The organism is Azomonas agilis, from assembly GCF_007830255.1.
In the GTDB taxonomy this organism is placed as follows: Bacteria; Pseudomonadota; Gammaproteobacteria; order Pseudomonadales; family Pseudomonadaceae; genus Azomonas; species Azomonas agilis.
Genome location: NZ_VLKG01000003.1, coordinates 296,413 through 319,739 on the forward strand (window position 1 = coordinate 296,413; position 23,327 = coordinate 319,739).

Sequence of the window (23,327 nt, forward strand, 5' to 3'; positions counted from 1 at the left end):
TGAATGAAGGATGAAGATTAGATCAAGGCGCAGTGAAGCGTAAACCATGTATATGATATTGGACAAACACATGAACTTCACAAAGCGCGCACCGGGCTTCACCCTTATGGAGGTTTTAATCACTCTAGTGATTGTCGGGATTTTAGCCTCAATTTCCATTCCATCTTATAATAGTTACATAACAAAATCTAAAATAAGGTCTGCCCAAGCAGACTTAATAGCCCTCAGTTTGGTGTTAGAGAACTTCTACCAACTTAAATTAATGTATCCAAAAGATAAAAATTTGGAAGATACCGCCTCCATTCAGAAGTTATTTAGCAGTTGGTCTGCTGCCTCCGAAAAAGACTTTTCATTTACACTGGTATCAAGCACCAGTACTTACTCTATCACTGCTTCTGGAACCAGCAGTAGTGTATCTGGCTGCACATTAATTATTAAAAACAGTGAAAAAACAATATCGGGATGTTCTGGTATTGACTCATGGTAACCAAGCAGCAACAAGGCTTAACGCTGATTGAGCTGTTAGTGGTGATGGCCATTGTCGGATTAATGGCCTATTTAGGCACGTCACTGAACGCATCTTGGTATAACTCAACAGAGCAGAAAAAACTTAAACATTTAATAGAGCTTGGAATTTCAAAAACCAAATCAACTGCCATAAGAAATCCCGGTGGATACCTTGGAGATGACTCGGCTGCTTCTTTATGCTTAGTCGATAAAGTGCTCTCGGTGCAGTATCCTGATTGCTCAAACTTACATGTAGTTTGGAGTAGTCAGAATGAAAAATACGACCTTGCAAAGGTGCTTGATCGTTTTTCAATAACCTTTAAGGGTAGCGACTTTAAATGTATGGCCTTTAATAACAAGGGCAGCCTTATTAATAACTATAAAACCTGTATCACAGGATCATTAAATACACCATTATTAATTTCGCTATCAAAGTCAAACATAAGCACCGCTGACGCGTGTAAAAATGATCCTCTATGCCTTGAGGTCGATATTAAATGAATCTAAAAGGGCAAAAAGGTAGCTTTTTAATTGAGTCTTTAGTAGGAGCTCTTCTTATCAGCATTCTTGCGGTAGGGCTAATGCATACCGCCATTCAAGTTGAGCGCAGTAGAAGCGATATAAAAACTAAAGGGCTAGCCGTCATAAAAATGAGGGAAGTCTTAAATTATAAAGAAGACAGTCAAGAGAACATATCTGTCAATCTCTGTATTGGAGATTCCGAGACCATAACTATACCTGACAAAGAGGTTAAGCTTAGTATCAGCCCAATTTGTAAAGAGCAATCCGTTACCGTTAATGGCATTAAGATAGATAACTTGCCTAAAGAAGTTACCCTAACCATAGACAATCTAAATTATTTTGGTGGAACTCTTGAAGTGGGAGAGTTCAATGACTAACAGAAAATCTATTTATTCTTTAAGCCGCCAAAAAATAAAGGGGCTGTCTTTAATTAGCCTAATGATTAGTACACTAATTTCTACACTATGCCTATTAGCAGCTCTTACGGCTTATAAAAACTTAGCACAGGTATCCATTACCGCTTTAGAGACCTCTAATCAAGACAGTGAAAATGCTTTAGGTCTATTAAAAGCCCAAATTGAGCTCCAAAGCGCTGGATTTTGTATTGCAGATGCTAAATATAAAACCAATATGCTTATCTTAAATGAAGTGTCCCTATCCACAGAGCGCAAGATTACAACTAACAAAGCACCGCTGAACTTATCTATAGAAGAACCCATAAAACAATTTGCTATTTTATGGGAAAAACGCTCTTTGGCTAACTCAGGTGGAAGCGAAATATGCAAAGATGGAACATCCACAACCTGTACGGGCCTTATAGCAATCAATAATGGACTAACTCTATTAAAAGAGATGGCTTGCCAATCCATCGCAACCGATTACAAAACTCTTGTCTGGGATACTGAGCAAATTATTACTGAGGAGCTAGACTCAAACTATCAAAAAACTTCTGAAGCACGAAAAAATACAACAAGAATAAATGAATTTATCTTTCTAAAAGAGGTAAAACCCGCTAATTGCTGGCCCTTTGGCAAAAGCTCTACCCAACAGGGTATTAAAATTACTCTAACAGCCCCCAGCAGTTTAGACGCATATGAGGAGGAAGAGGAAGAGGAAGAGGAAGAGGAAGAGGAAGAAAAGACATACACTCCAATTAACGTAGAGTTTTCAACCTGCTTACCTAATATAAAGAGTACATAATATGCCTAGCGCTCATCAAAAAGGATTTGCGACTTTATTAGCCATTTTATTCATAGGCCTAGGAATTATTGTTACCTCATTAGGAATGATGCAGAGCATCCGCAGCCACCAAGAAAGACAAATTGGACTACAAGCGGTCACGCAAGCACAACTTAGAGCTTGGAATAGCGTTGAAATTATAAGACGCTACTTATCCACACAAAGCTGTGCTAACTTACCCACATTATTAAGTAACACACAGCCACTTTACGAAAATAAAAACGTTTCCAAAGCTTCTGTTACCCATGTAGATACAAAGTTATGCCAAGTTGCCGTTCGTATCACAGGCTATGCAGCTACGGATAGCAAAGCTCAAACCACTTCAACGATTAATGCTGTTTACGAGCTGACGACCACATCCACCAGTAGCCCCTATAAACCATTAACTACAGGTCTGGTTTTTAATGAAAACCTGACTTATAGCGGTGGATCATTTCAAGTGATTAATGGAGAAAATATGGCCAACTTCTCCATAACCGGCTCTTTAAGTATCAGTAGAGGAACAACGGCTAAAGCCTCCGGCTGTATCAAGAAAGATATTTCTTTAAGCGGCGGCGGCGTTGCTGATAATGCCGTTCTACTCAGTGAACGAGACATCACTATATCCTCCATGTCCCAGCCTAAAAATTTATCAGTATCAGGGAGAAATATTTATATCAGTCAAAGCGGTGGTAGCTATAACTACATTAAGTCCGGTGCATTTAAAGCTAACATTAAATCAGGAACCACAACTATTGGCACAGCCATTATTGGAGGAAAATTAAATACAAGCAATTATGTGATACCTCATAGTACAGGTAATGCATTAGTTACACTCAATGACTCAGAGAGCACTACCTACTATCTTGATTTATCAAAAGTCACTACTGACGCTAATGGTAATATACAAAAAAATGACTCAGCTACTTTGATCAGTGGTAGCGATTCATTACCTGATACCTTTTCTCTCAGTTACGACTCAATATACGGCGGCGTATTAAATTTTTTAACAGGCACCGTACACACACTGTGGGGTAATACGCTTACTTTAGATGGTTGGAGTGGAACCTATACCTATCTCTATGCACACAATACCGCTAAAATGAACAGTGCTACCATAGGAACACTAAACGGTGGCGCTGATATTTATGTTCGAGCCAATGGCAATTTACCTACAATTCAAAACCCCAGTAAAATTTCGGGAATAGTTAGAAATACAGACAACAGTAATCAAGTTTATTCTGGAGCTATCAATAACTTAACTCGTCAAGTCAGTAATGCCTCTCCCGGACTTCCTGGAATCCCTTTATGCAATATCACGTTAATTCCGGTAGATGCTGCCAGTTATAAGGAGTCTGCAAACTATGTATTTTACTTTGATAGCGCCACTAATGCGCCCATGCTTAAAATACAAAACGTAAAGCAAAACTCTAACAATATGGATATATCCAAGACATATAATCTAAAAACCGATGATATTAGAACAATAAACGGCTTAGATTTTATGCAGTGTGGTTGGTATAACAATCATTGCTTACGAAACTCAACGCCCAGCACCGGCTGGAATTTAAACGGTATCTATAAACTCCCTCCCGGAGTATTATTTTTTGAAGGGCCAATCACTGTTGATGGTGTTGATGGCTCCAAAACATTATATAACAGCATCATATCAACTCAAAAAATAACACTCACCAGTAGCGGTCACGGCCCCTTAGTAGCACCTAACTTTGCGACACCACAGACTATTTGCAATGCAACTTTTTATCCCTCTAATCTATGCGATAAGTCCGTAACACCTCCTGTTTTTGCTACTTGGAGTGATAGTAACGGAACTTATTCCGGCATTCCCATTGCCAATGTCGCTATCATGACAGATACCGATTTATCGGTGAGTGGTTGGACTATTTCAGGCTCAGTGATTTTAGGGGGAAGCATTGCAACTAACGGAGCCTTAGTCACCATTTATGGCGGTCTTTCTGTAGGTGGAAATAAAGCCAGTAGTGCAAGCATTAATAACGGTGGAATACTGATTGATGTTTCAAAACTAACTAAAGATCAAACTTATATTCCTTCTACCGATGAAGATAATACGGGCTCCAACAACTCTATTCCCGCAGAAGCCAAGATTAAGTGGACTCAGTATTACTAATGCCTTCTTCCTAGGCTTCGGCAAGCTTAGAAACTTGCCGAAGCCTAGGAAGACCCCCCCAGCACCAACAAGGAGCCCGCCATGCAGACCAGCTTACAAGGTGATTTGATTGATCCTCTGGTATATCTGATTGAGCGCACAGTCCAAGCCATACTGCGCGCCATCATCCATATTTTTGGGCGCACCCCTTTAGAAGAATGGGAATGGACACACTGGCTGGCCTTAATGGCTGCGTTGGGGGTTTTGTTTTATTTGGCTGTGGTAGTGACGCGGCGGGCGCGTAGAAGGCGGGGCTAACGCAGTCACTACAATCTGTACTCTAGCGATCAAACACAGTACGCGCCGCGCTCAACCTCGGCTTTACGCAACTCATAAGCGGCTTGCAGATTCAACCAGAACTGAGCCGAAGTCCCCAAAGCAGCCGCCAACCTAAGGGCCATATCAGCACTAACACCTCGCGTTTGCCGCACCACATCATTGACGATGGGAGCAGAAACACGCAAAGCCCTGGCCAATGCTGCTGCACTTAACCCCAAAGGCTCTAGGTATTCCTCCTTGAGAATTTCCCCGGGATGAATCGGGCGCATGCCATTTTTAAACATGATATACCTCAGTGGTCAACTAACCTTACGCTAGTAGCCATTAACTATGCAAAAACTTGTATAAATATATAGCTACTTGCATAATCATAACGCATGAAGCCCCTTAAATTTATCGGTTCCAGTCTGGATGATCTACGCGAAATGCCTACAGCCGTGCGGCACGCAGTAGGTATTGAGCTGATGGCCATCCAGTACGGTGCAGAACCTAGCGACTTTAAACCCATGAAAGAAGTGGGCGCTGGAGCCTATGAAATCCGCTACCGAGATACCAGTGGCGCATTTCGGGTGATCTACGTTGCCAAATTTGTTGATGCGGTCTATGTACTGCATGCCTTTCAAAAGAAAACGCAAAAGACCGCAAAGGCAGACATTGATCTGGCGGCCAAGCGCTACAAGCTCATTGGAGATAAGCCATGAACGAGCACGATACCCGCATCATCGACAGCAGTGGCAACGTCTTTGCCGACTTAGGTTTTGATCCGGCTGAAGCGGAGATTATGAAACTGCGTACTGAAGTCATGATCCGTATGCAGCAGCACCTTAAAGCACAGGGCTGGACACAGGCTGAAGCGGCGCGCCAGTTGGGTATTACTCAGCCCCGTGTTTCCCGCTTGTTTCAGCATAAAGTGGAAGACTTCAGTTTAGACATGCTGCTGACCTTAGCCAGCCGTGCGGGGTTGCATCCAGAGGTGCGGTTGTCTGTTTGATTCGCACCATGAGCTTGTGCCGCAGAAGGTGGGATAACTCAAAGGCTTCACAGCACAACCGCTCTAAACACCCAAGAAGAAACAACAACAGAGACAGCCCCGCCGCCCAGCCTAACGCCACAACCCCCTATCTAGGGCACAAACTGACCAAAAACGTCACCTTATGCTGATTAAGGCCATGCCCTGAATCAATACGCTTTAAAGGGTTAAAGCTTCTACTGGTATTAGCTACTGATTTCCCTTGCTTTAATGCCTAAACCAACCCTAAATAGTCGATTGGCACAAATGATGCTGAATAGCCATAACCGTATCAGTGCTGTTTAACCCCCAAAACAGGAAGTGTGAATGATGAATGCACCCAAGGCACAACAGGGCTTTACCCTGATTGAACTGATGATTGTAATTGCCATTATTGGTATTTTGGCGGCTGTGGCAATTCCACAGTATCAGAACTATGTAGCGCGCTCTCAAGTTAGCCGAGTGATGGCAGAAACGGGTAGCTTAAAAACAGCAATTGAATCTTGTCTTTTAGAAGGTCGTTTAGAATTTGGTACTGCTGCCGATAATTGTAATCCTGGAGTTACACTGTCTAACCTTCTCCAAGAGGATGCTAATACGGATTTGGATGCAGGCAGAACCCTTACAGGTGTTGGTAGTATTCCTAGTATTACCCCCACAACTTTAGCGGGTACCGGAAGTACTGTTTTAACGGCTAAATTTGGCACTAATGCTTCTGCTGTATTACAAGATAAAACTCTAGCTTGGACTCGTGATGCTGAAGGAAATTGGACTTGCTCTACTAATGTAGCGTCAGCTTATGTTCCCGGTGGCTGTGCAAGTACAGCGACAAGTAGCACTACAAGCAGTACTACAAGTAGCACTGGTGGCAGCACTACCACTACTAGTGGTAGTTAAGATTAAAAAATAAAACTAAACAAAAGGCTATTATGTATAAATATAGTAGCCTTTTTGAAGCTAGTAACTATATATGTGCTATAAAAAAAAACACTACGGATTTAGTCTACTAGAGCTAACTATTACAATATCAATCATTAGTATTTTAGGTGCTATAGTGATTAACCAATATCAAAATTACATCTATAGAGCTCAGGCATTAGCTGGATTAAGCGAAATATCTCCAGCTAAAACAACGATTGACTTGAAAATATTGGAGGGACTAAATAATGATATTTCAGGATCAGATACTTTAACACTCAATAAAGTAGGACTTAATAAAAATAAAATCTGCTCTTCAATTTCAGTTAGTGTAACTGCCTCCAATGGGCTTGCTAACATCAACTGCATGTTAAAGGGAGGAGTTAAAATAAATGGAAAAACAATACAGTTGACCCGCACTTTCAGTGATGCACCAGATGCCTACACTGGACAATGGACATGCAATACAAACCTAGATGAAACAATAAAACCTAAGAATTGTGTAAGCAGCTTACAAAATTAAATGAATACTGCCTTTCTGGTTATAGCTTCAGGTATTCTTGCTTTCACTGTACCTATTTTTTCTCCAACGAGTGTTATATCTTCGGAGATTATTGCAAGGATAGTATTCTTTTTAGTAATTATATTTTCCTCAGTATATTTATTAACAAAAAACAAAAATAATACAAACAAAACATACACAAAGAAAACCCGCAAAGTTTACTATAGGCTCCGATGTAAGTTATTTGCAATATCAATATTGATGCTAATAATGTTAGTTTACCAAACCATCATCCAATTACTGGGGTTTGGTTTCGGAACAATATTCACTATAGACTTAGCGGTAATATTTCCAGTTTTAATAATATTGACCTATATATATATTGAACAAGTAGATAAACGACTAATTAATCCAGATGATGGATATTACAATCTTGGCCGAGTAATTTTGAAAAAAAAGAAATGGCTATGGTCAGAGCAAAAAATTTTCACCCTATCATGGATGATAAAAATATTATTTATTCCCTTTATGTATTCAGGAACTATATCAACACTAACTCAATTAGTAGAAATTACTCCTAAACTTTCTATTGAGCAAATTTTACACTGGTTGTTCCTTGCAGGACTTACGGTAGATTTAATATTTGGCTCTATTGGATATTTATTAGCTTCACCAATATTTAGAAATCAAATAAAAAGTGTAGATGATACATGGGATGGTTGGTTAGTATGCTTAATATGCTACCCACCATTTATTAGCTTAATACTTGCCGCAAAAGCTCAAACAGACGACATTATTTGGAGCAATTGGCTGACTCCATCTGATTTTTCATACTGGATAGTGGCCTTAGTAATAGTAATAACTTGGATTGGATATTGGGCATCCACTGTCTCCTTCGGATCCAAATTTTCTAATTTAAGCTGGAGAGGGCTTGTATCACATGGCCCCTATGCACTCAGCAAGCACCCAGCATATATATGTAAAAATATTTACTGGTGGGTTTATACCGTTCCATTCATTGGAAACTCTAGTTTAGATATACTTAGAAACACTCTCGCATTAACTTTTGTATCTGGAATATATTATTTAAGGGCAAAAACCGAGGAAAGGCATTTATTAAAATTTCCAGAATATGCTGAATATTATAGCCATATTGAAAAACATGGATTACTAGCAAGAATCAGAAGTCTATTATCTTTTAAAGCAAAACAAAACTTAAATTAATAAATATAAATATGCTATATAACAAGGAAGAGCTTAAAATCTCTTCCTCTATCTCTGAAATAACTCCTACCCCTGATGCTTCCCAAACAGTACAAACAGCGCCACGCCTGCCCCAAACAAGCCCGGCCCAATCGTCCACAATACTTGGATTTCGGTAATAAAGGCCGCCGCTGTAGCAATGACACCCAAAACACCCAAGACTAACTCCGCTAACCGCAGTAAATCATCGGATTTTTCAGCTCCGTAATACTGGCTGCAACCGAAGTCAGAAACTATTAACGACCACCCAACGCCCCTTCGACAAGCTCAGGGCGGGGAAAACTACAGGCTGAACATAAAACCTTGCCCTCAATTCTGAGCCCGCCCTGAGTTCATCGAAGAGCAATCACAGGCATTTTTACTGTTTACTGGGAGTTATCGGCCCTGCTGCTCTAACCGTTCCGCTAACCACACCTTAATAATAGATTGGCGCGTTACCCCAAGGCGGCTGGCTTCACGATCTAAAGATTCAATCATCCACAGAGGAATATCTACGTTAATTCGCTTCTGGTCGTGCTTTAAACGCCGCGCTTTAGCAAGGTCAAGATGCTCAGTGATATCTTCACCTTCATCAAACAGGCAATCAAAATCGGTCGCGTTCATAGAGTGCAGCCTCTTCTATTCGGGAACGACGTACGGAAATAATACGAATACTGCTCTGGCGGTAAGTGACCACAGCCGACCAATGTTTGCCCCTAATACGCCCAATGACCAACCATCTTGGCTCATCCAAAGACTTGGCTGGAATCTCCAGAATATCTGGATCGTCCCATAGGCACTGGGCCTCGATAAAATCAATGCCATGCTTGGCTTCATTTGACTGACTCTTATGTCTATCAAATTCGAAATGGTACTTCATGGTATAAAAAATATACCTAATTTATTTAATTTAGGGTGTATAAAATTTACACCGTAGTCGACGGGACATGCAATTGGCGTGAAGCGCAATCAATCAAAAAATCTCCTTGAGACACTTAAAGGAGGCCTAAAATCCAGCCTCCCTCTCCCTACCCCTGATGCTTCCCAAACAGCACAAACAGCGCCACGCCTGCCCCAAACAAGCCCGGCCCAATCGTCCAGAGCACTCGAATATCGGTAATAAAAGCTGCACCCATGCCAATGACACCCAAAACCCCCAAGACCAGCCCCACTAACCGCAGTAAATCATCGGATTTCATTCAATCGGTTCCTTAAAATAAAACTCAGTTAACGCCAATAATAACGATCCTATTCGAACCGACACAGCCTCAAATCTTACTTTGAGTTTATCGAAGGGGCTAAAAGTTAGTCCGGCATCGACAGCTCATGCAAAATGCCGCAGTCCTTTACCTGCTGGCTGGCACAGCGTTGGCGCAGTTGTACCAGTTGTTGTTCTAAGGCGTGCAAACTTTCTAAGCGTTGGCGCACTTCCAGCAGTTTGGTATCAATCAGGGCATTCACTTCTTGGCAGGTGTCTTCAGGATGGGTTTGGTACTCCAGCAGCCTTTTTATGTCGCTAAGGGAAATATCCAAGGCTCGACAGTGGCGAATAAAGCTCAAACGCTGCAAATGAACCGAGCTGTAGCAGCGATAACCGTTGGCCTGCCGTAAAGGAGCCGATAAAAGGCCCAGTTTTTCGTAGTAGCGGATGGTTTCTACCCCAACGCTGGTTTGTTTAGCTAATTCACCGATTTGCATAGGCTAAGTCCTCGGCGGATTTTGGATTTGGCGGATGCTTAAATAGGTTGCGGATTGTCGGTATTTGCCTGCATTTGTTTTAATGCGCCTCCGTTTTAGCCTCGATTGGGCGGCGAGGATGTAAACCTCTGCTCAATAACCCGAACTCAAGGGAGGCCTGAGTGTTGTTCGCTCAGGATGGTGTCTATGCAAGAAGAAGTCCTAAATCTAATTCTTCCTCTGGAGCGCAAGCTCAAAGCTTATCTGCGTTTACTACCGGCTGCCGGTACGGATAACTGGTTGCTGGAAGTGCAGCTTTACCATGACGCGCATCCTGTCGGTAAAACCAGCTTTAACCTGCACGGTTACACCCAAGAAGAAGCCGAGCAAACCGCCCGTACTATGCGCACCAACGAGTACCTAATGCAGGAAATCGACAACTTTTTATGGGGCGAAGAAAACGACTGATGCAAGGATAGCCGTACAGAGACTGAACTGAGATTGCCTTGCATCCCTTGGCTGCTCTGCTATCATCCGCACTCTTTTCGTGCGGTACTCGGCATGGGGTCGGGTGGCGGCACGTCTACTTTGAGGATTTAGGGTAATGAAAGCCGATATCCACCCAAATTACATTGATATCGAAGCCACTTGTAGCTGTGGCAACGTCATCAAAACACGCTCTACGCTGGGCAAAAACATCAGCATCGACGTGTGCTCTGAGTGCCACCCCTTCTATACCGGCAAACAAAAAGTTCTGGATACCGGTGGCCGCATCGACCGCTTCAAGCAGCGTTTCGGTGTATTCAGCACCAAGTAAGCGTGTTTTTAGCGACAAAAAAAGGCAGCCAAAAGCTGCCTTTTTTAATGGCTGCAAGAATCTAAGTTGGGTATTGAGCAACGGGCAAAACGTGACATCTAAAGCCTGCTCAGGTAGTTTCCAAAATCTGTAGCGGCTCCCCTTCTTTGTTTTTGGACAACCTCCAATGCTCAGTTTGCATTCCTTTAATCCGCCTTATGCTTCTCGTCCCGTGGTACTGTGCCTGTCGGGGCATGACCCCTGTGGCGGTGCGGGGATGCAAGCCGATATCGAAGCCTTGTTGGCGCAAGGTTGCCACGCCGCTCCGGTGATTACTGCGCTGACGATTCAGGACAGCCGCAACGTCTCCGACTTCCAAGTGTTGGAACGGGACTGGGTACTGCGGCAAGCGCGCACGGTGATGGCGGATATGCCCATTGCAGCGGTGAAGCTCGGCATGTTGGGCTCCCTTGATATGGTGGATACCGTTATCACCCTCATGGCGGAGTTACCCGCAGGCACGCCGCTGGTGTGTGATCCGGTATTGCGCGCCGGTGGTGGTGGTGCGCTGGGCCAAGAGGACATGATTACCGCTTTGCGTGAGCGCCTGTTGCCCCTCAGTACGCTGGCCACACCGAATCTCCCCGAAGCACAATTGTTAGCAGGCTTGCCTAATGGCTCGGCGGACGAATGCGCGGAAGTCTTGCGGCCTTTTTGCCCCAATTTGCTGATTACTGGCGGTCACGGCGATGAGCAAGATATTCACAACCGCCTGTATTTGGCCGAGGGGTCGCAGCAGGATTTCACCTGTCCCCGTTTGCCCGGCAGTTACCACGGCTCGGGCTGCACGTTGGCTAGTACCTTGGCCGGACGTTTAGCCATTGGTGAAGATTTAATCAGCAGCGTGAGCACGGCTTTGGACTATACGTGGCGCTGCCTACGCGATGCCGAAGTGTTAGGGCGCGGCCAGTACATTCCGCGCCGTCTGCCCTTAGAACTCTAAGAGGTCTGCCGATGACTACTCCCTTGCGTGGCCTCTACGCCATTACCGACAGCACCCTGTTAGCCGAAGGCCGACTTTTGCCCTATGTGGAAGCGGCGTTGCGCGGTGGAGTACAGGTGCTGCAATACCGCGATAAATCCACCGATGCGGCGCGTCGCTTAGCCGAAGCCAGCACCTTGCGTGACCTGTGCGCCCGTTATCAGGCGGCGCTGATTATTAACGACGATCTGGCCTTAGCCGCTGAGCTAGGCGTGGGGCTGCACCTCGGTCAAACCGATGGTTCGCTGGCCAAAGCCCGCGCCGTTCTGGGGCCGCAGGCTATTATTGGCGCGACCTGTCATGCGCGTTTGGACTTCGCCGAGCAGGCACAGGCCGAAGGCGCCAGCTATTTGGCTTTTGGGCGCTTCTTTAACTCCCAGACCAAGCCCGGTGCTCCCGCTGCTACGCCTGAACTTCTGGCCGAGGCGCGGGCACGCTTTGCCTTGCCCTTAGTCGCCATCGGTGGGGTAACGCGGGATAATGGCGCGCAGTTAATCGCCCAAGGCGCGGATTTATTGGCCGTTGTGCATGCTTTGTTTGCGGCGGAAACGGCTGCTGAAGTGGAACACCGCGCTCGTGCCTTTCAGTCCCTTTTTACGCCCGATTGTTAATTTTTGACCTGTTTGTGAGGCTTGCCCATGTCCCGTTCTGAAATCCTGTTCAACAGCGCCCAGCGGCATATTCCCGGTGGCGTGAACTCGCCGGTACGCGCCTTTCGGGGCGTGGGCGGAACGCCGTTGTTCTTCAAACACGCGGAAGGCGCTTATGTGGTGGACGAAGACGACCGCCGCTATGTGGACTATGTGGGCTCTTGGGGGCCGATGATTCTGGGCCACAGCCATCCCGATGTGCTGGAAGCGGTGCGGGCGCAGTTGGTACACGGCCTGTCTTACGGCGCTCCCACGGCGCTGGAAACGGAAATGGCCGAGCTGATTTGTTCCCTCGTACCCTCCATGGACATGGTACGGATGGTCAGTTCTGGCACCGAGGCCACCATGAGCGCCATTCGTCTGGCTCGTGGTTATACTGGCCGCGACAGCATCATCAAGTTTGAGGGCTGCTACCACGGCCACTCCGACAGCTTGCTGGTCAAAGCCGGTTCCGGTGCTTTGACCTTAGGTGTTCCTAGCTCACCCGGTGTACCCGCCGCCTTTGCCAAACACACTCTGACTCTGCCCTATAACGATCTGGCCGCTGTAGAACAAACGCTGGCCGAAGTGGGCCAAGAGATCGCCTGCATCATCGTTGAGCCGGTGGCGGGCAATATGAACTGCGTACCGCCGGTACCCGGCTTTTTGGAGGGCTTGCGCCGTCTGTGCGATCAACACGGCGTGGTGCTGATTTTTGATGAGGTGATGACCGGCTTCCGCGTGGCTTTGGGCGGTGCTCAAGCCTATTACGGGGTAACGCCGGATCTGTCCACTTTCGGCAAGATCGTTGGTGGCGGTATGCCGGTCGGTTGCTTTGGCGGCAAGCGCGTGATCATGGAGCAAATTGCCCCACTGGGGCCGGTGTATCAGGCGGGTACGCTGTCTGGAAATCCGCTGGCGATGGCCGCCGGTTTGACCACTCTGAAACTGATCAGCCAACCCGGTTTCCACGAGTCGCTGACCGATTACACCCGCTGCATGCTGCAAGGTTTGACCGAGCGCGCGCAAGCTGCTGGTATTCCCTTTGTTACCACCCAAGTGGGTGCGATGTTTGGCCTGTACTTCAGTAGTGCAGACAGCATTACCTCCTTTGCTGAGGTGATGGCCAGCGATGCTGAGCGCTTTAAGCGCTTCTTCCATTTCATGTTAGAGGGCGGAGTTTATTTGGCCCCGAGTGCTTTTGAGGCCGGTTTTACCTCCATCGCCCACGGCCAAACGGAGCTGGAAATTACCTTTACAGCCGCTGAACGGGCCTTTGCCCGTTTGGGTTGAGGTTGACTCATGGAATGGCTGCGCAATCTCATCTGGGTGCTAACAGCCAGCGGATGCACTCTGTATCTGGGGCAAACTTGGTTGAAGGCGGCCTCGGCTGAACGGCAATCGGTATTATTTTGTGCGCTGTTGGCTTTGCTGTTAATCACCGGATTAGCAAGCTTGGTGCTTCTGGAGTCCAGCTTTGGCTGGAATCTTTCACAAGCCCGACAATGGTTAGATCAAGCTGCACGTTTATTGGGCTTACCACTCTTAACATTGGGGATTTACAGCTTATCCCAAGGAGGAGTCTGGGCCAAAGCGACTTGGGGCCGTTGGGTTTTAGGGCTGTGTTTAGCCTTTGAACTAGCACGCATCCTGAATGCAAGCCTTGGGTACGCTCAGTTACTGGCTGTGGCTTCTGCGGCGTTGCTTTTGGTGGCTGCTTGGCCTTGGCGCATCGGGCCAAAACTTTGGATCAGTCTGGGCTGCGCAGGATTGGTCTTAGCGCTACCTTGGCTAAATCCCAATGCTCAATTGTGGGCATGGTTGCTCATAGGGCCGTTGGCAGTTTGGCTCATACGCCATCAAAGCTAGGTCGCCAAAGCGATCTAGCCCATTTCTTGAACGGATGCTGAAAAATCCCTCAGTTGATACAAAAGCCTTTGGCAGGAAATAGAGCTATTCTCCATAATAACTACTACTGAGCTGATAGGTAGTTGGCTTTTTCTGATCCTGAAGGCTTCGAGGCACCTCAATTCATGACGCTGAACGGCTGCAAGCGTTTTTTGATCTGCTTGCCTTTGCTCTTTCCCCCATCACTTATGGCGGGTGGAAACTCCCTACTGATCCCTGCACCTGAAGTTAATCGTTGCGCCCTAGACATCGCCGACCCGACTGAAGTATTGCACGACTGCCAACAACGAGCTTTGGCTGGAGATGCACAGGCCGCCTATGAGCTGGGTTTATTTTATTACGATGGCTTAGCCGTTCCGCGTGACCTCACCCAAGCGGTTTCTTGGTTTGAGCGCGCCTCGCTACAGGGACATGCCCAAGCCCAATACCGCTTAGGCCTGATCTTTTTTCAGGGTGAGGGACAGCCTGTTAATAAGGTGCAGGCCTATATTCTGCTGAAGATGTCAGCGGTTAACGGTGATGAAGAAGCCCTAGATATGGCGGATCAGGTTGCCATACACATGCACCATGATGAGCTAGAGGCCGCTTCGCGGATTTTAAGCCAGATCTTCCGTAACTATTTGATGGAGCTACAGGTGATGGAGGAGCGGCATACCCCTTAAGCGGCTCTTGCTAGCATGTTACCTACCAGTTGGGTGTTTGAGTGCTAGCAGCAGGCTTAGGAGCCCACCACTGGGCCGCCTCCTGAACGCCAAATACCACGAAACCCGCCAACACAATAGCCACTAAGCTAGCTTTCCAAGAACCACCTTGGGCACTGTGCTGCGTCGGATGATGTTGCTCTTGCCAACCTCGAACCATAGCCAACACCAGCGCTTGTTTTTTAACCCGCTGATAAAAACCTATGGCCGCTACATGCACTAGGATCAGCCCTAACAACAGCCATTGAATCTGCCGATGTACGTCTGTGAGCTCACTGCTGAGATCGCGGTCAATCAGTGCATATAAAGGGCCACGAAAAGCAATGTCATCATTGGCCATTAATCCCATCACAACCTGTACTGCTAACAATCCAAGTAAGGCCAAAACGGATAAGGAGCCCAGTGGATTATGTCCGGCCTGATGCCAGCGCCCACCGATATAGGCCGGAATATCTAGGGGGGCTTTGATAATCTGGCTCCAGCGGGCATAGGTCGAGCCGATAAAGCCCCAAATAAATCGAAAGCTCAATAACCCTAGGATCAGCAGCCCCAAACGCCCATGCCAAAGCATCAAGCTACCGCCCAACCAGCCTGTGATAAATGCACCCACTACACTCGCGGCCAATAGCCAATGAAATACCCTAAGTGGAGCGTCCCACACCTTAATGCGCATTGGATTCATCACAGGCTGCCTAGTCATTACTAAAGGATCTGCTCAGAGTTTAGTCTGGCTTTTTACTGCCGCAACAACCACAGGTGTTGATACCTAAAAGTCGATACAGCATACAAAACCCCAATAGACCACTGAGTAAAGGTAACAGGCCGATCCAGCCCCAAATGCCAATGGTGCCGGATACCGCCAATCCGATGAGGATTAACCCCACCACAATCCGCACGATGCGATCTAAACGTCCTACATTCGCTTGCATGATGTCACCTCTTGTATTACCAGTGTGGAAATAGGCGCTCTAGCACCCGGAACAATCCCATTCCGGTGATTAAACTGATAAAAAACAGAGCAATGGCCCCCTGACCACTTAGCAGTAAACTGACGGCTGGGCCGGGACAAATACCCGTCAATCCCCAGCCTATACCAAACAACAGACTGCCGAAGATTAAACGTTGATCAACCCTTCTTTGAGTAGGCATATGCAGGCTGCTACCCAAAAGGGTTTTAGCCTGCTTCTTAGTCCACTGCATGGGCCACAGGCTAACCCCTATCGCCCCTAACATCACCAAGGCAAGGGACGGATCCCAAGCACCCGCCACATCCAAAAAAGCCAGAACTTTGGCAGGATTAGTCATCCCCGCTAGCAGTAAACCCAACCCAAAGAGCAACCCCGCCAAGGCCGCCGTTAAAAAACGCATCTTAGCCTCCTAGCACATGGCGTATCACATACAGCGTGCCCACAGCACTGGCCATAAAGCATAGAGTAGCCACTAAAGATCGCAGGGAAAGCCGAGCTAAACCACAGACAGCATGCCCGCTGGTACAGCCAGAGGCGTAACGCGTACCCACCCCCACCAATAATCCCGCCGGAATCAGCAAAATCTCCGCTACGGGCAAATTAAATGCAGGTAAGGGAGCCCATAACGACCAGACTAAGGGAGCCACTAAGAGTCCTCCCAAAAACACAGCCTTCTCAGCTAAGCCATCGGATTGGCGCTCTAAAAGGCTGGCTATTAAACCGCTGATGCCTGCAATGCGCCCATTGCATAAAGCCCATAGACTCGCGCCAAGCCCGATCAAAAGACCACCCGCTAAGGCCGTCCAAGGCGTGAATTGAGACCAATCAATCTGCATGCTGTCCTCAAGTTGAGTTAATTAGAATCAGAACAAAAATGCTGATGCAGGGTTTCTAATAAGGCTTGGGCAACAGGGCTGGCGATTCGGTAATAGATTTGTTTGCCTTCGCGTCGCGTACTGACCAAGCCTTCCCGACGTAACACCGCCAACTGTTGAGATAGGGTTGGTTGAACAATCCCCAACTGCTGCTCCAAATCACTGACATGGGATTCTTGCTCCACTAAATGGCATAACAATAACAGCCGATCTGGATTGGCTAAGGCTTTCAGCAAGCGACTGGCTGCTTGGGCTTGCTCGTATAGCTTTGATAAATCGGAACTCGAATCAAGGCTCATGGATTTTCTCATTACATAAAAACACAATATATTAATTTATATATTAAATGCAAGCTTTCGTGGCCTCGGCTACGCTCAACAGCTGACTCACCCTAGGAGCTAATGCGTTACACAAAGTCTTGCCGTGACATCATCCCAAGCATTGGGCTATTTGATGCATCATGGTTTTGCTGTATCAATACCCACGAGGATTTTGTATGAGTCGTAAGATTGCTTTTATCACCGGAGCTACTTCTGGCTTTGGACGTGCCACCGCTCGCCGTTTTGCCCAAGCAGGTTGGGCCTTAGTGTTGACCGGACGGCGTGTTGACCGCCTTGACTCCTTGCAGGCCGAGCTGAGCAGCCTGACCTCCGTATACACCGCTGCCTTAGATGTACGCGATGCCGCCGCCGTGCAAAAGGTGGTAGACGAACTACCCGAAGCCTTTAAAGCCGTACAGTGTTTGGTGAATAACGCAGGATTAGCCCTAGCCCCCCAAGCCGCTCAAAAGGTCGATCTGCAAGATTGGCACACTATGATCGACACCAACATCACCGGCTTGGTCAACGTCACCCATAAGCTGTTACCGACCCTGATCCAAACCGGAGCGGGAGCCAGCATCATTAACTTAGGCTCGATTGCCGGACAATGGCCCTATCCGGGCAGCCATGTGTATGGAGCCAGCAAAGCCTTTGTACAGCAATTCTCCCTCAATCTGCGTTGTGATTTGCTAGGTACAGGCGTAAGAGTCACAGATATTGCCCCCGGTATGGCTGAAACCGAGTTCACCCTAGTGCGTACTAAAGGCGATCAAGCGGCCTCAGATGCGCTGTATCGTGGTACTACGCCCTTATCAGCCGAAGATATCGCCGAGCAGATTTTTTATATCGCTACCCTACCGGATCACATCAACATTAACCGCTTAGAAGTCATGCCCACCCGTCAGGCGTGGTCAGCCTTTGCCGTAGATCGAGATAAATAATTTATGACACTACCCTGTGTGTTGATTGCCGGATGCGGTGATCTGGGAACTCGATTGGGAGAGCGTTTAGCCCAACAGGGCTGGTTGGTTTATGGTCTGCGTCGGCATACGGAGGGCTTGTCCTCCTGTATTCAGCCTATCAGCGCCGATTTAAGCCAAGCAGCGCTCCCCGCTTCGTGGCCCCAGCACCCCATTGACTATGTGGTTTATGCAGCCGCCGCCGATCAATCGGATGAAGTCAGCTATCGCCGGGCTTATCTGGAAGGTTTGCAGCACCTGTTAAACTGGCTAAAACCTCAGGCTGTGCGTCGTCTTATCTTTGTTTCCAGTACCAGTGTGTACGCGCAACATCAAGGTGAATGGGTGGATGAAACCAGCCCTACTCAGCCAGAACGCTTTAGCGGACGCATTCTGCTAGAGGCCGAGCGCCTAGCCCTACAGAGCGGCCATCCCGCGACTGCGGTGCGCTTGGCCGGACTCTATGGGCCAAAGCGTACTTGGCTGATTCGCCAAGTACAGCAAGGCTATCAAGTGGCTAGTGAGCCGCCCCAATACAGCAACCGCATCCATATTGACGATGCAGCAGGCTTATTGGCTTTTTTATTAGATCGAGACCAAAAAGGTCTGGTCGTTGCGGACTGTTATTTAGGGACGGACGATGATCCCGCGCCCTTGGATCAGGTGATCCGCTGGCTGGCACAGCAGCTTAGTATTCCTGAAGGGGCAGCAACGGGTAGTCGCAGTCTGGGCAGCAAGCGTTGCTCTAATGCGCGGGCGCGGGCTCAGGGATGGGTTCCCTTTTACCCCAGTTATCAGCAAGGTTATCAGGACGTAATATCGGGCTAAATTTCTTGCTCCTATCATAAAGACGAACAAGCCCTGCAAAATCCACCATTGATTTACCAAGTTTACATTTGGGCCCGTTTTGCCTTGAGTTAGCATTCTCCCACCCTTTGCAGGTTAAATAGCTTCCCCTTGCTGATAGATTTTCTCAGGAGCTTTTCCATGCTAAACGCCCTGTGGCTGAGTTTTTTTCTGATCGCGGGCGTATCGGCGCTGGCTCGGTGGTTAATCGGCGGCGATCCCACTGTTTTTGCCGCTTTGGTGGAAAGCCTGTTCAGCATGGCCAAGCTGTCGGTGGAGGTGATGGTACTGCTGTTTGGTACCCTCACCCTGTGGCTGGGCTTTTTAAAGATTGCCGAGCAAGCGGGCTGTGTGGATTTGCTGGCGCGGCTACTAGGGCCGCTATTCCGCCGCTTAATGCCGGAAGTCCCCAGCGGACACCCTGCCTTAGGGTTAATTACCCTGAATTTTGCGGCTAATGGTTTAGGTTTGGACAACGCCGCCACGCCCATCGGTCTCAAAGCCATGCGTGCGTTGCAGGATTTAAACCCCAGTAGCACCACCGCCAGCAACGCCCAAATCTTATTTTTAGTGCTGAATGCCTCCTCCTTAACTTTGCTGCCGGTCTCCATCTTTATGTATCGACTACAGCAGGGGGCTCCCGATCCTACCTTAGTATTTTTGCCCATCTTACTGGCCACCAGTGCCTCTACCTTGGCTGGATTGCTCAGTGTGGCCTTGATGCAACGCCTAAAACTCTGGGACCCTGTGGTTTTGGCTTACCTGCTGCCCGGTGCTTTGCTGTTAGGATGCTTTATGGCGTTTTTAGCCAGCCTGTCTGCGGCGGCTATCTCTGAGCTATCGTCCCTGCTGGGTAATCTGACCCTGTTTGGTTTGATCCTCAGTTTTGTGCTGGTGGGCGCTCTCCGGCGCGTTCCAGTGTACGAAACCTTTATCAGTGGCGCTAAAGAAGGCTTCGAGGTGGCTAAAAATCTATTGCCTTATTTAGTAGCTATGCTGTGTGCGGTCGGCATCTTACGGGCTTCTGGGGCGCTCAGTTATGGCCTTGATGCACTGCGTTGGGTAGTAGAAAACTTGGGTTGGGATAGCCGTTTTATCGAGGCCATGCCCACGGCCTTGGTCAAGCCTTTTTCGGGCAGCGCCGCCCGCGCCATGCTAATTGAAACCATGCAAAGTCAAGGGGTCGATAGCTTTCCCGCTTTAGTGGCTGCCACCGTACAAGGCAGCACTGAAACCACGTTTTATGTATTGGCCGTGTATTTCGGGGCGGTGGGCATCCAACGGGCGCGCCACGCGGTGGGCTGTGCTTTAGTCGCGGACTTAGCGGGAGTCATAGCCGCAATCAGCGTGTGTTACTGGTTTTTTGGTTAATGAGGCTCCTGTAGCTGGCGACGAAACTGCTCGGCCAATAATTGCAGACGCTCTGCCAATCCCGCAACGTGATTGGCATTGTGGCGGCTATGGTGGCTGGTTTCGATATTGTGCTCACAGGCTTGGTGGATGCCGTGCAAATTATGTTGAATCTGCTCACTTACATGCTCTTGTCGCTCAACGGCACCGGCAATTTGGGCATTCATCTGATTAATTCTGTCTACCCGCTGATGAATGCTCTCTAAAGCGGTGGCGGCTTCCAGCACCTGTTTCACACTGCTTTCGGCCTGCTGGTGGCTGTTTTGCATAGCCACTACAGCCTCCTGCGTCCCGCGTTGTAGATTAGCGATGATGCCTTGAATTTCAGCGGTAGATTGCTGGGTACGAGAGGCTAATGCCCGTACCTCATCGGCTACTACGGCAAAGCCTCGTCCAGCTTCACCAGCGCGGGCCGCTTCAATAGCAGCATTTAGGGCCAGCAAATTGGTTTGATCTGCAATCCCCTTAATGACGGCCAGCATGTGGCTAATGCTGTTGCTGTGTTGCTCTAGTTGTTGGATGGTCTGATTACACTGCTGAATATCCTCAGCTAATCCTAAGATTTGCTGCCGATTTTCCGTGACTAAATACAAGCCGCTTTCTGTTTCTTGGGTCGCCTCAACCACCGCTTTGTTACTCAGCTCAGTGTGCTGCGACACTTCTTGTACACTCAGGCTCATCTGATCGACAGCCAAGGCCACTTGGTCTTTGCGCTCTTTTTGGTGCAGTGTGGCCTGATCAGTACTATCAACCATGCGCACCAGCTCATTGGCACTGCGGTGCAGTTGATCGGCTGAGTCGGCAATGCGTCCCACCATAGCCCCCGCTTCAGCCTCTAGGCTTTGTAAGGCAAAAGCGATCTGTCCATACTCGTCGTTACGTCCGGTATAAACCAGTTGGCTGAGGGGGTTTTGAGCTATATGACGGGCTTGACGGGCTAAACGACCCAAGGGGCGTAAGGCAATGTGCAAAATACCACTCACCAAGCCAGCTAATCCTAGGCTTCCGGCCACGGCTGCAACCAAGGGCAGCCAATCCATCACTCCCAACAAAAAGCCTACCGCTACAATAGGGAGGCCACATAACAGGCTCAAACGTCCTGCCTGAGTTAGCAGTGCAGGCTTTAAACCCGAGGGCGTTTTACCCGCTCGGATTTGGGCATACAGTGCCTCAGCACGCTCAATCATTTTGCTTGAGGCCTGGGTACGCACAGATTGGTATTCCACCACGCTGCCATTACGCATCACGGGCGTAGCGTAGGCGTTTACCCAGTAATGATCGCCGTTTTTACAGCGATTTTTGACCAACCCCATCCAAGATTTGCCACTTTTTAGGCTGTGCCACATGCTGGTAAAAGCGGCAGGGGGCATATCGGGATGGCGCACAATATGGTGATTAGTGCCCAGTAACTCTTGCTGTTCAAAACCACTGATAGCGACAAAATCCGAGTTAACGTAGGTGATCGCGCCCTTCAAGTCGGTGGTGGATAAAATATTGTCCTGAGGGCCAACAGGGATAGAACGCCCAGTTACCGGTAGATTGAGTTTCACGATACAAACCCCTTTAGCCTGGGTCAGTTGATGCCCCGAAACGGGTAAATCCGCGTGCTGTCCTGCAAGCCGAGGCACTAAAAATAGGCCAATTTCTTGTTAGAAAAGACCACCGGAGGAGAATAAGTGCAAAAAATATGCGCGAAATACGGGACTCAGCCGTAGCTCTTATGCATTCCGTGATCTATTGCTCATTAATTTGGATTAAATGGCAGCCCACGGATTTACTCAGCCTCAACGATTAAGGCATTGGCACAGGGAGTACCTTCCAAATAACACTCTAGGTTATGCAGTGTGACCTCAGAGATTTCACGCAAAGCTTCAAGGGTGAAAAATCCCTGATGGCCGGTCACTATAACGTTCGGAAAGGTCATCAAACGCAGGAACACTTCATCATCAATGTGCTCTGCCGAGCGATCTTGAAAAAAGAGCTGGCTTTCTTGCTCATAGACATCAATACCTAGAGCCGATATCTGACGGCTTTTTAACGCATCAATCACCGCCTTGGTGTCGATTAAGCCGCCACGCGAGGTATTGACCAACATAGCTCCCGGTTTCATCTGGGCTAAACGCTGGGCATTAACCAGGTGTTTGGACTGTTCATTCAGCGGGCAATGCAGGCTTACAATATCTGACTCAGCCAGCAATTGATCCAATTCCACATAATGACCTAGAGTCAAAAACGCCGGATTGGTGTAAGGATCACAGCCCAATACTCGGCAGCCAAAGCCTTTAAAAATGCGCGCCGTAGCCAGTCCAATTTGACCTGTTCCCACTAAACCTACGGTTTTTCCATACAGGTTGAACCCTAAGAGGCCATCCAACCGGAAATTACCTTCACGCACGCGGTTATAGGCGCGATGAATATGGCGGTTTAGGGTCATCACCAAAGCAATGGTGTGTTCTGCTACGGCCTCTGGAGAGTAGGCAGGAACCCGAGCGACAAACAGTTTAAGCCGTTGGGCGGTAGCTAAATCCAAATTATTAAAGCCTGCACAACGCAGCAAAATTCCTTTAACACCATACTGGCTTAAGCGTTCTAAGACCGGTGCATCCAGTTGATCGTTCACAAAGGCGCAGACCAGTTCACAGCCTTGGGCTAGGGAGGCCGTTTGCTCGGTCAAGCCTGCTTGTTGGTACACCAGCTCAATTTTCTGGAGCTTGCTGTGATTGTGCAGAGCTTCGTCCAAAAATCGCTGGTCATAAGGCTGGGTACTGAATACGGCAATCTTCACCTAAACATTCCTTCGTAGTGTGGGCA

The 23,327-nt window shown here is 47.9% G+C and carries 34 protein-coding genes and 1 pseudogene; 22 read left to right on the forward strand and 13 right to left on the reverse strand.

Annotated elements, in window-relative coordinates; translation table 11 throughout:
• Nucleotides 1-70 precede the first annotated feature (70 nt).
• The 6 genes from LX59_RS06145 to LX59_RS06170 all read left to right on the forward strand — a co-directional run bounded on the left by LX59_RS06145 (nucleotide 71) and on the right by LX59_RS06170 (nucleotide 4,693).
• Nucleotides 71-487, forward strand: coding sequence for a type IV pilin protein (locus tag LX59_RS06145; RefSeq protein WP_170234339.1), 417 nt, complete (start codon nucleotides 71-73; stop codon nucleotides 485-487).
• Nucleotides 481-1,008 carry a pilus assembly FimT family protein gene (locus LX59_RS06150; protein ID WP_144570967.1) on the forward strand — a complete coding sequence of 176 codons (528 nt, stop codon included), beginning with the start codon at nucleotides 481-483 and terminating at the stop codon, nucleotides 1,006-1,008. Before LX59_RS06145 ends, LX59_RS06150 begins: the two co-directional genes overlap by 7 nt.
• On the forward strand, nucleotides 1,005-1,406 hold the full coding sequence (locus tag LX59_RS06155; RefSeq protein ID WP_144570968.1) for a hypothetical protein: 402 nt from the start codon (nucleotides 1,005-1,007) through the stop codon (nucleotides 1,404-1,406). The genes LX59_RS06150 and LX59_RS06155 overlap by 4 nt, the downstream gene beginning before the upstream one ends.
• Nucleotides 1,399-2,229 (forward strand): PilW family protein, encoded by an 831-nt coding sequence (locus LX59_RS06160; RefSeq protein WP_144570969.1) that lies wholly within the window; start codon nucleotides 1,399-1,401, stop codon nucleotides 2,227-2,229. Before LX59_RS06155 ends, LX59_RS06160 begins: the two co-directional genes overlap by 8 nt.
• Nucleotide 2,230: 1 nt before the next feature.
• The gene (locus tag LX59_RS06165; protein WP_144570970.1) at nucleotides 2,231-4,396 is read left to right on the forward strand and encodes a hypothetical protein; all 2,166 of its coding nucleotides are present in this window, start codon (nucleotides 2,231-2,233) and stop codon (nucleotides 4,394-4,396) included.
• An 81-nt stretch (nucleotides 4,397-4,477) separates the two neighbouring features.
• A complete protein-coding gene (locus LX59_RS06170; protein ID WP_144570971.1) occupies nucleotides 4,478-4,693 on the forward strand; it encodes a hypothetical protein in 216 nt (71 codons plus the stop codon).
• Nucleotides 4,694-4,722: 29 nt separating this feature from the next.
• On the opposite strand, the gene LX59_RS06175 is transcribed toward LX59_RS06170, so the two are convergent.
• Entirely contained in the window at nucleotides 4,723-4,998 is a 276-nt protein-coding gene (locus LX59_RS06175) for a HigA family addiction module antitoxin (RefSeq protein ID WP_144570972.1), read from the reverse strand.
• Nucleotides 4,999-5,091: 93 nt separating this feature from the next.
• Between LX59_RS06175 and LX59_RS06180 the strand changes: the two genes are divergently transcribed.
• The 6 genes and pseudogenes from LX59_RS06180 (at nucleotide 5,092) to LX59_RS06200 (ending at nucleotide 8,367) form a co-directional block, all read left to right on the forward strand.
• Nucleotides 5,092-5,415 (forward strand): type II toxin-antitoxin system RelE/ParE family toxin, encoded by a 324-nt coding sequence (locus LX59_RS06180; protein ID WP_144570973.1) that lies wholly within the window; start codon nucleotides 5,092-5,094, stop codon nucleotides 5,413-5,415.
• Entirely contained in the window at nucleotides 5,412-5,705 is a 294-nt protein-coding gene (locus tag LX59_RS06185) for a helix-turn-helix domain-containing protein (RefSeq protein WP_144570974.1), read from the forward strand. The genes LX59_RS06180 and LX59_RS06185 overlap by 4 nt, the downstream gene beginning before the upstream one ends.
• Nucleotides 5,706-6,050: 345 nt before the next feature.
• Nucleotides 6,051-6,620: a pilin gene (locus tag LX59_RS06190; protein ID WP_281284836.1), complete on the forward strand. Its 570-nt coding sequence runs from the start codon at nucleotides 6,051-6,053 to the stop codon at nucleotides 6,618-6,620.
• A gap of 73 nt (nucleotides 6,621-6,693) precedes the next feature.
• Nucleotides 6,694-6,777, forward strand: a pseudogene (locus tag LX59_RS16130) (prepilin-type N-terminal cleavage/methylation domain-containing protein); the annotation flags it as partial.
• The gene (locus LX59_RS06195) at nucleotides 6,778-7,164 is read left to right on the forward strand and encodes a pilin (RefSeq protein WP_246118690.1); all 387 of its coding nucleotides are present in this window, start codon (nucleotides 6,778-6,780) and stop codon (nucleotides 7,162-7,164) included.
• Nucleotides 7,165-8,367 carry an isoprenylcysteine carboxylmethyltransferase family protein gene (locus tag LX59_RS06200; RefSeq protein WP_144570975.1) on the forward strand — a complete coding sequence of 401 codons (1,203 nt, stop codon included), beginning with the start codon at nucleotides 7,165-7,167 and terminating at the stop codon, nucleotides 8,365-8,367.
• 66 nt (nucleotides 8,368-8,433) lie between these two features.
• Here the strand turns inward: LX59_RS06200 and LX59_RS16065 are convergent, their stop codons facing one another.
• The 5 genes from LX59_RS16065 to cadR all read right to left on the reverse strand — a co-directional run bounded on the left by LX59_RS16065 (nucleotide 8,434) and on the right by cadR (nucleotide 10,083).
• Nucleotides 8,434-8,565, reverse strand: coding sequence for a hypothetical protein (locus LX59_RS16065; RefSeq protein ID WP_281284837.1), 132 nt, complete (start codon nucleotides 8,563-8,565; stop codon nucleotides 8,434-8,436).
• A gap of 216 nt (nucleotides 8,566-8,781) precedes the next feature.
• The gene (gene brnA, locus LX59_RS06205) at nucleotides 8,782-9,009 is read right to left on the reverse strand and encodes a type II toxin-antitoxin system BrnA family antitoxin (protein WP_144570976.1); all 228 of its coding nucleotides are present in this window, start codon (nucleotides 9,007-9,009) and stop codon (nucleotides 8,782-8,784) included.
• Nucleotides 8,990-9,265 carry a BrnT family toxin gene (locus tag LX59_RS06210; protein WP_144570977.1) on the reverse strand — a complete coding sequence of 92 codons (276 nt, stop codon included), beginning with the start codon at nucleotides 9,263-9,265 and terminating at the stop codon, nucleotides 8,990-8,992. Before LX59_RS06210 ends, brnA begins: the two co-directional genes overlap by 20 nt.
• 148 nt (nucleotides 9,266-9,413) lie before the next feature.
• The gene (locus LX59_RS15585; protein ID WP_170234340.1) at nucleotides 9,414-9,584 is read right to left on the reverse strand and encodes a hypothetical protein; all 171 of its coding nucleotides are present in this window, start codon (nucleotides 9,582-9,584) and stop codon (nucleotides 9,414-9,416) included.
• 106 nt (nucleotides 9,585-9,690) lie between these two features.
• Nucleotides 9,691-10,083: a Cd(II)/Pb(II)-responsive transcriptional regulator gene (cadR, locus tag LX59_RS06215; protein WP_144570978.1), complete on the reverse strand. Its 393-nt coding sequence runs from the start codon at nucleotides 10,081-10,083 to the stop codon at nucleotides 9,691-9,693.
• Nucleotides 10,084-10,269: 186 nt separating this feature from the next.
• Here cadR and LX59_RS06220 point away from each other — a divergent pair, with 186 nt between their 5' ends.
• The 7 genes from LX59_RS06220 to LX59_RS06250 all read left to right on the forward strand — a co-directional run bounded on the left by LX59_RS06220 (nucleotide 10,270) and on the right by LX59_RS06250 (nucleotide 15,099).
• On the forward strand, nucleotides 10,270-10,530 hold the full coding sequence (locus LX59_RS06220; RefSeq protein WP_246118691.1) for a hypothetical protein: 261 nt from the start codon (nucleotides 10,270-10,272) through the stop codon (nucleotides 10,528-10,530).
• A gap of 136 nt (nucleotides 10,531-10,666) precedes the next feature.
• Nucleotides 10,667-10,879, forward strand: coding sequence for a 50S ribosomal protein L31 (rpmE, locus tag LX59_RS06225; protein ID WP_144570980.1), 213 nt, complete (start codon nucleotides 10,667-10,669; stop codon nucleotides 10,877-10,879).
• A gap of 166 nt (nucleotides 10,880-11,045) precedes the next feature.
• Entirely contained in the window at nucleotides 11,046-11,861 is an 816-nt protein-coding gene (locus tag LX59_RS06230; RefSeq protein WP_144570981.1) for a bifunctional hydroxymethylpyrimidine kinase/phosphomethylpyrimidine kinase, read from the forward strand.
• An 11-nt stretch (nucleotides 11,862-11,872) separates the two neighbouring features.
• Nucleotides 11,873-12,511, forward strand: coding sequence for a thiamine phosphate synthase (thiE, locus tag LX59_RS06235; RefSeq protein ID WP_144570982.1), 639 nt, complete (start codon nucleotides 11,873-11,875; stop codon nucleotides 12,509-12,511).
• Nucleotides 12,512-12,538: 27 nt separating this feature from the next.
• A complete protein-coding gene (hemL, locus tag LX59_RS06240) occupies nucleotides 12,539-13,822 on the forward strand; it encodes a glutamate-1-semialdehyde 2,1-aminomutase (RefSeq protein WP_144570983.1) in 1,284 nt (427 codons plus the stop codon).
• Nucleotides 13,823-13,831: 9 nt separating this feature from the next.
• Complete coding sequence (locus tag LX59_RS06245) at nucleotides 13,832-14,398, forward strand: hypothetical protein (RefSeq protein ID WP_144570984.1); 567 nt, start codon at nucleotides 13,832-13,834, stop codon at nucleotides 14,396-14,398.
• Nucleotides 14,399-14,562: 164 nt separating this feature from the next.
• A complete protein-coding gene (locus tag LX59_RS06250) occupies nucleotides 14,563-15,099 on the forward strand; it encodes a tetratricopeptide repeat protein (protein ID WP_144570985.1) in 537 nt (178 codons plus the stop codon).
• Nucleotides 15,100-15,121: 22 nt separating this feature from the next.
• On the opposite strand, the gene LX59_RS06255 is transcribed toward LX59_RS06250, so the two are convergent.
• From LX59_RS06255 to LX59_RS06275, 5 genes are read right to left on the reverse strand one after another with little or no spacing between them, the layout of a single operon-like run.
• A complete protein-coding gene (locus LX59_RS06255; RefSeq protein WP_144571012.1) occupies nucleotides 15,122-15,820 on the reverse strand; it encodes a cytochrome b/b6 domain-containing protein in 699 nt (232 codons plus the stop codon).
• A gap of 40 nt (nucleotides 15,821-15,860) precedes the next feature.
• Nucleotides 15,861-16,067: a YgaP family membrane protein gene (locus tag LX59_RS06260; protein WP_144570986.1), complete on the reverse strand. Its 207-nt coding sequence runs from the start codon at nucleotides 16,065-16,067 to the stop codon at nucleotides 15,861-15,863.
• A 16-nt stretch (nucleotides 16,068-16,083) separates the two neighbouring features.
• Nucleotides 16,084-16,506: a DUF6691 family protein gene (locus LX59_RS06265; protein WP_144570987.1), complete on the reverse strand. Its 423-nt coding sequence runs from the start codon at nucleotides 16,504-16,506 to the stop codon at nucleotides 16,084-16,086.
• A gap of 1 nt (nucleotide 16,507) precedes the next feature.
• Nucleotides 16,508-16,942, reverse strand: coding sequence for a YeeE/YedE family protein (locus tag LX59_RS06270; protein ID WP_144570988.1), 435 nt, complete (start codon nucleotides 16,940-16,942; stop codon nucleotides 16,508-16,510).
• A 17-nt stretch (nucleotides 16,943-16,959) separates the two neighbouring features.
• A complete protein-coding gene (locus LX59_RS06275) occupies nucleotides 16,960-17,280 on the reverse strand; it encodes an ArsR/SmtB family transcription factor (protein ID WP_144570989.1) in 321 nt (106 codons plus the stop codon).
• A 197-nt stretch (nucleotides 17,281-17,477) separates the two neighbouring features.
• Between LX59_RS06275 and LX59_RS06280 the strand changes: the two genes are divergently transcribed.
• The 3 genes from LX59_RS06280 to LX59_RS06290 all read left to right on the forward strand — a co-directional run bounded on the left by LX59_RS06280 (nucleotide 17,478) and on the right by LX59_RS06290 (nucleotide 20,477).
• A complete protein-coding gene (locus tag LX59_RS06280; protein WP_144570990.1) occupies nucleotides 17,478-18,242 on the forward strand; it encodes an SDR family NAD(P)-dependent oxidoreductase in 765 nt (254 codons plus the stop codon).
• 3 nt (nucleotides 18,243-18,245) lie between these two features.
• A complete protein-coding gene (locus LX59_RS06285) occupies nucleotides 18,246-19,088 on the forward strand; it encodes an SDR family oxidoreductase (protein ID WP_144570991.1) in 843 nt (280 codons plus the stop codon).
• Nucleotides 19,089-19,247: 159 nt separating this feature from the next.
• Complete coding sequence (locus LX59_RS06290; RefSeq protein ID WP_144570992.1) at nucleotides 19,248-20,477, forward strand: nucleoside recognition domain-containing protein; 1,230 nt, start codon at nucleotides 19,248-19,250, stop codon at nucleotides 20,475-20,477.
• Here the strand turns inward: LX59_RS06290 and LX59_RS06295 are convergent.
• Together LX59_RS06295 and LX59_RS06300 are read right to left on the reverse strand one after the other, a co-directional pair.
• Nucleotides 20,474-22,066, reverse strand: a complete 1,593-nt coding sequence (locus LX59_RS06295) for a methyl-accepting chemotaxis protein (RefSeq protein WP_144570993.1) — start codon at nucleotides 22,064-22,066, stop codon at nucleotides 20,474-20,476. The two genes, LX59_RS06290 and LX59_RS06295, sit on opposite strands and share 4 nt — an antisense overlap.
• A gap of 224 nt (nucleotides 22,067-22,290) precedes the next feature.
• A complete protein-coding gene (locus tag LX59_RS06300; RefSeq protein ID WP_144570994.1) occupies nucleotides 22,291-23,301 on the reverse strand; it encodes a 2-hydroxyacid dehydrogenase in 1,011 nt (336 codons plus the stop codon).
• Nucleotides 23,302-23,327 lie beyond the last annotated feature (26 nt).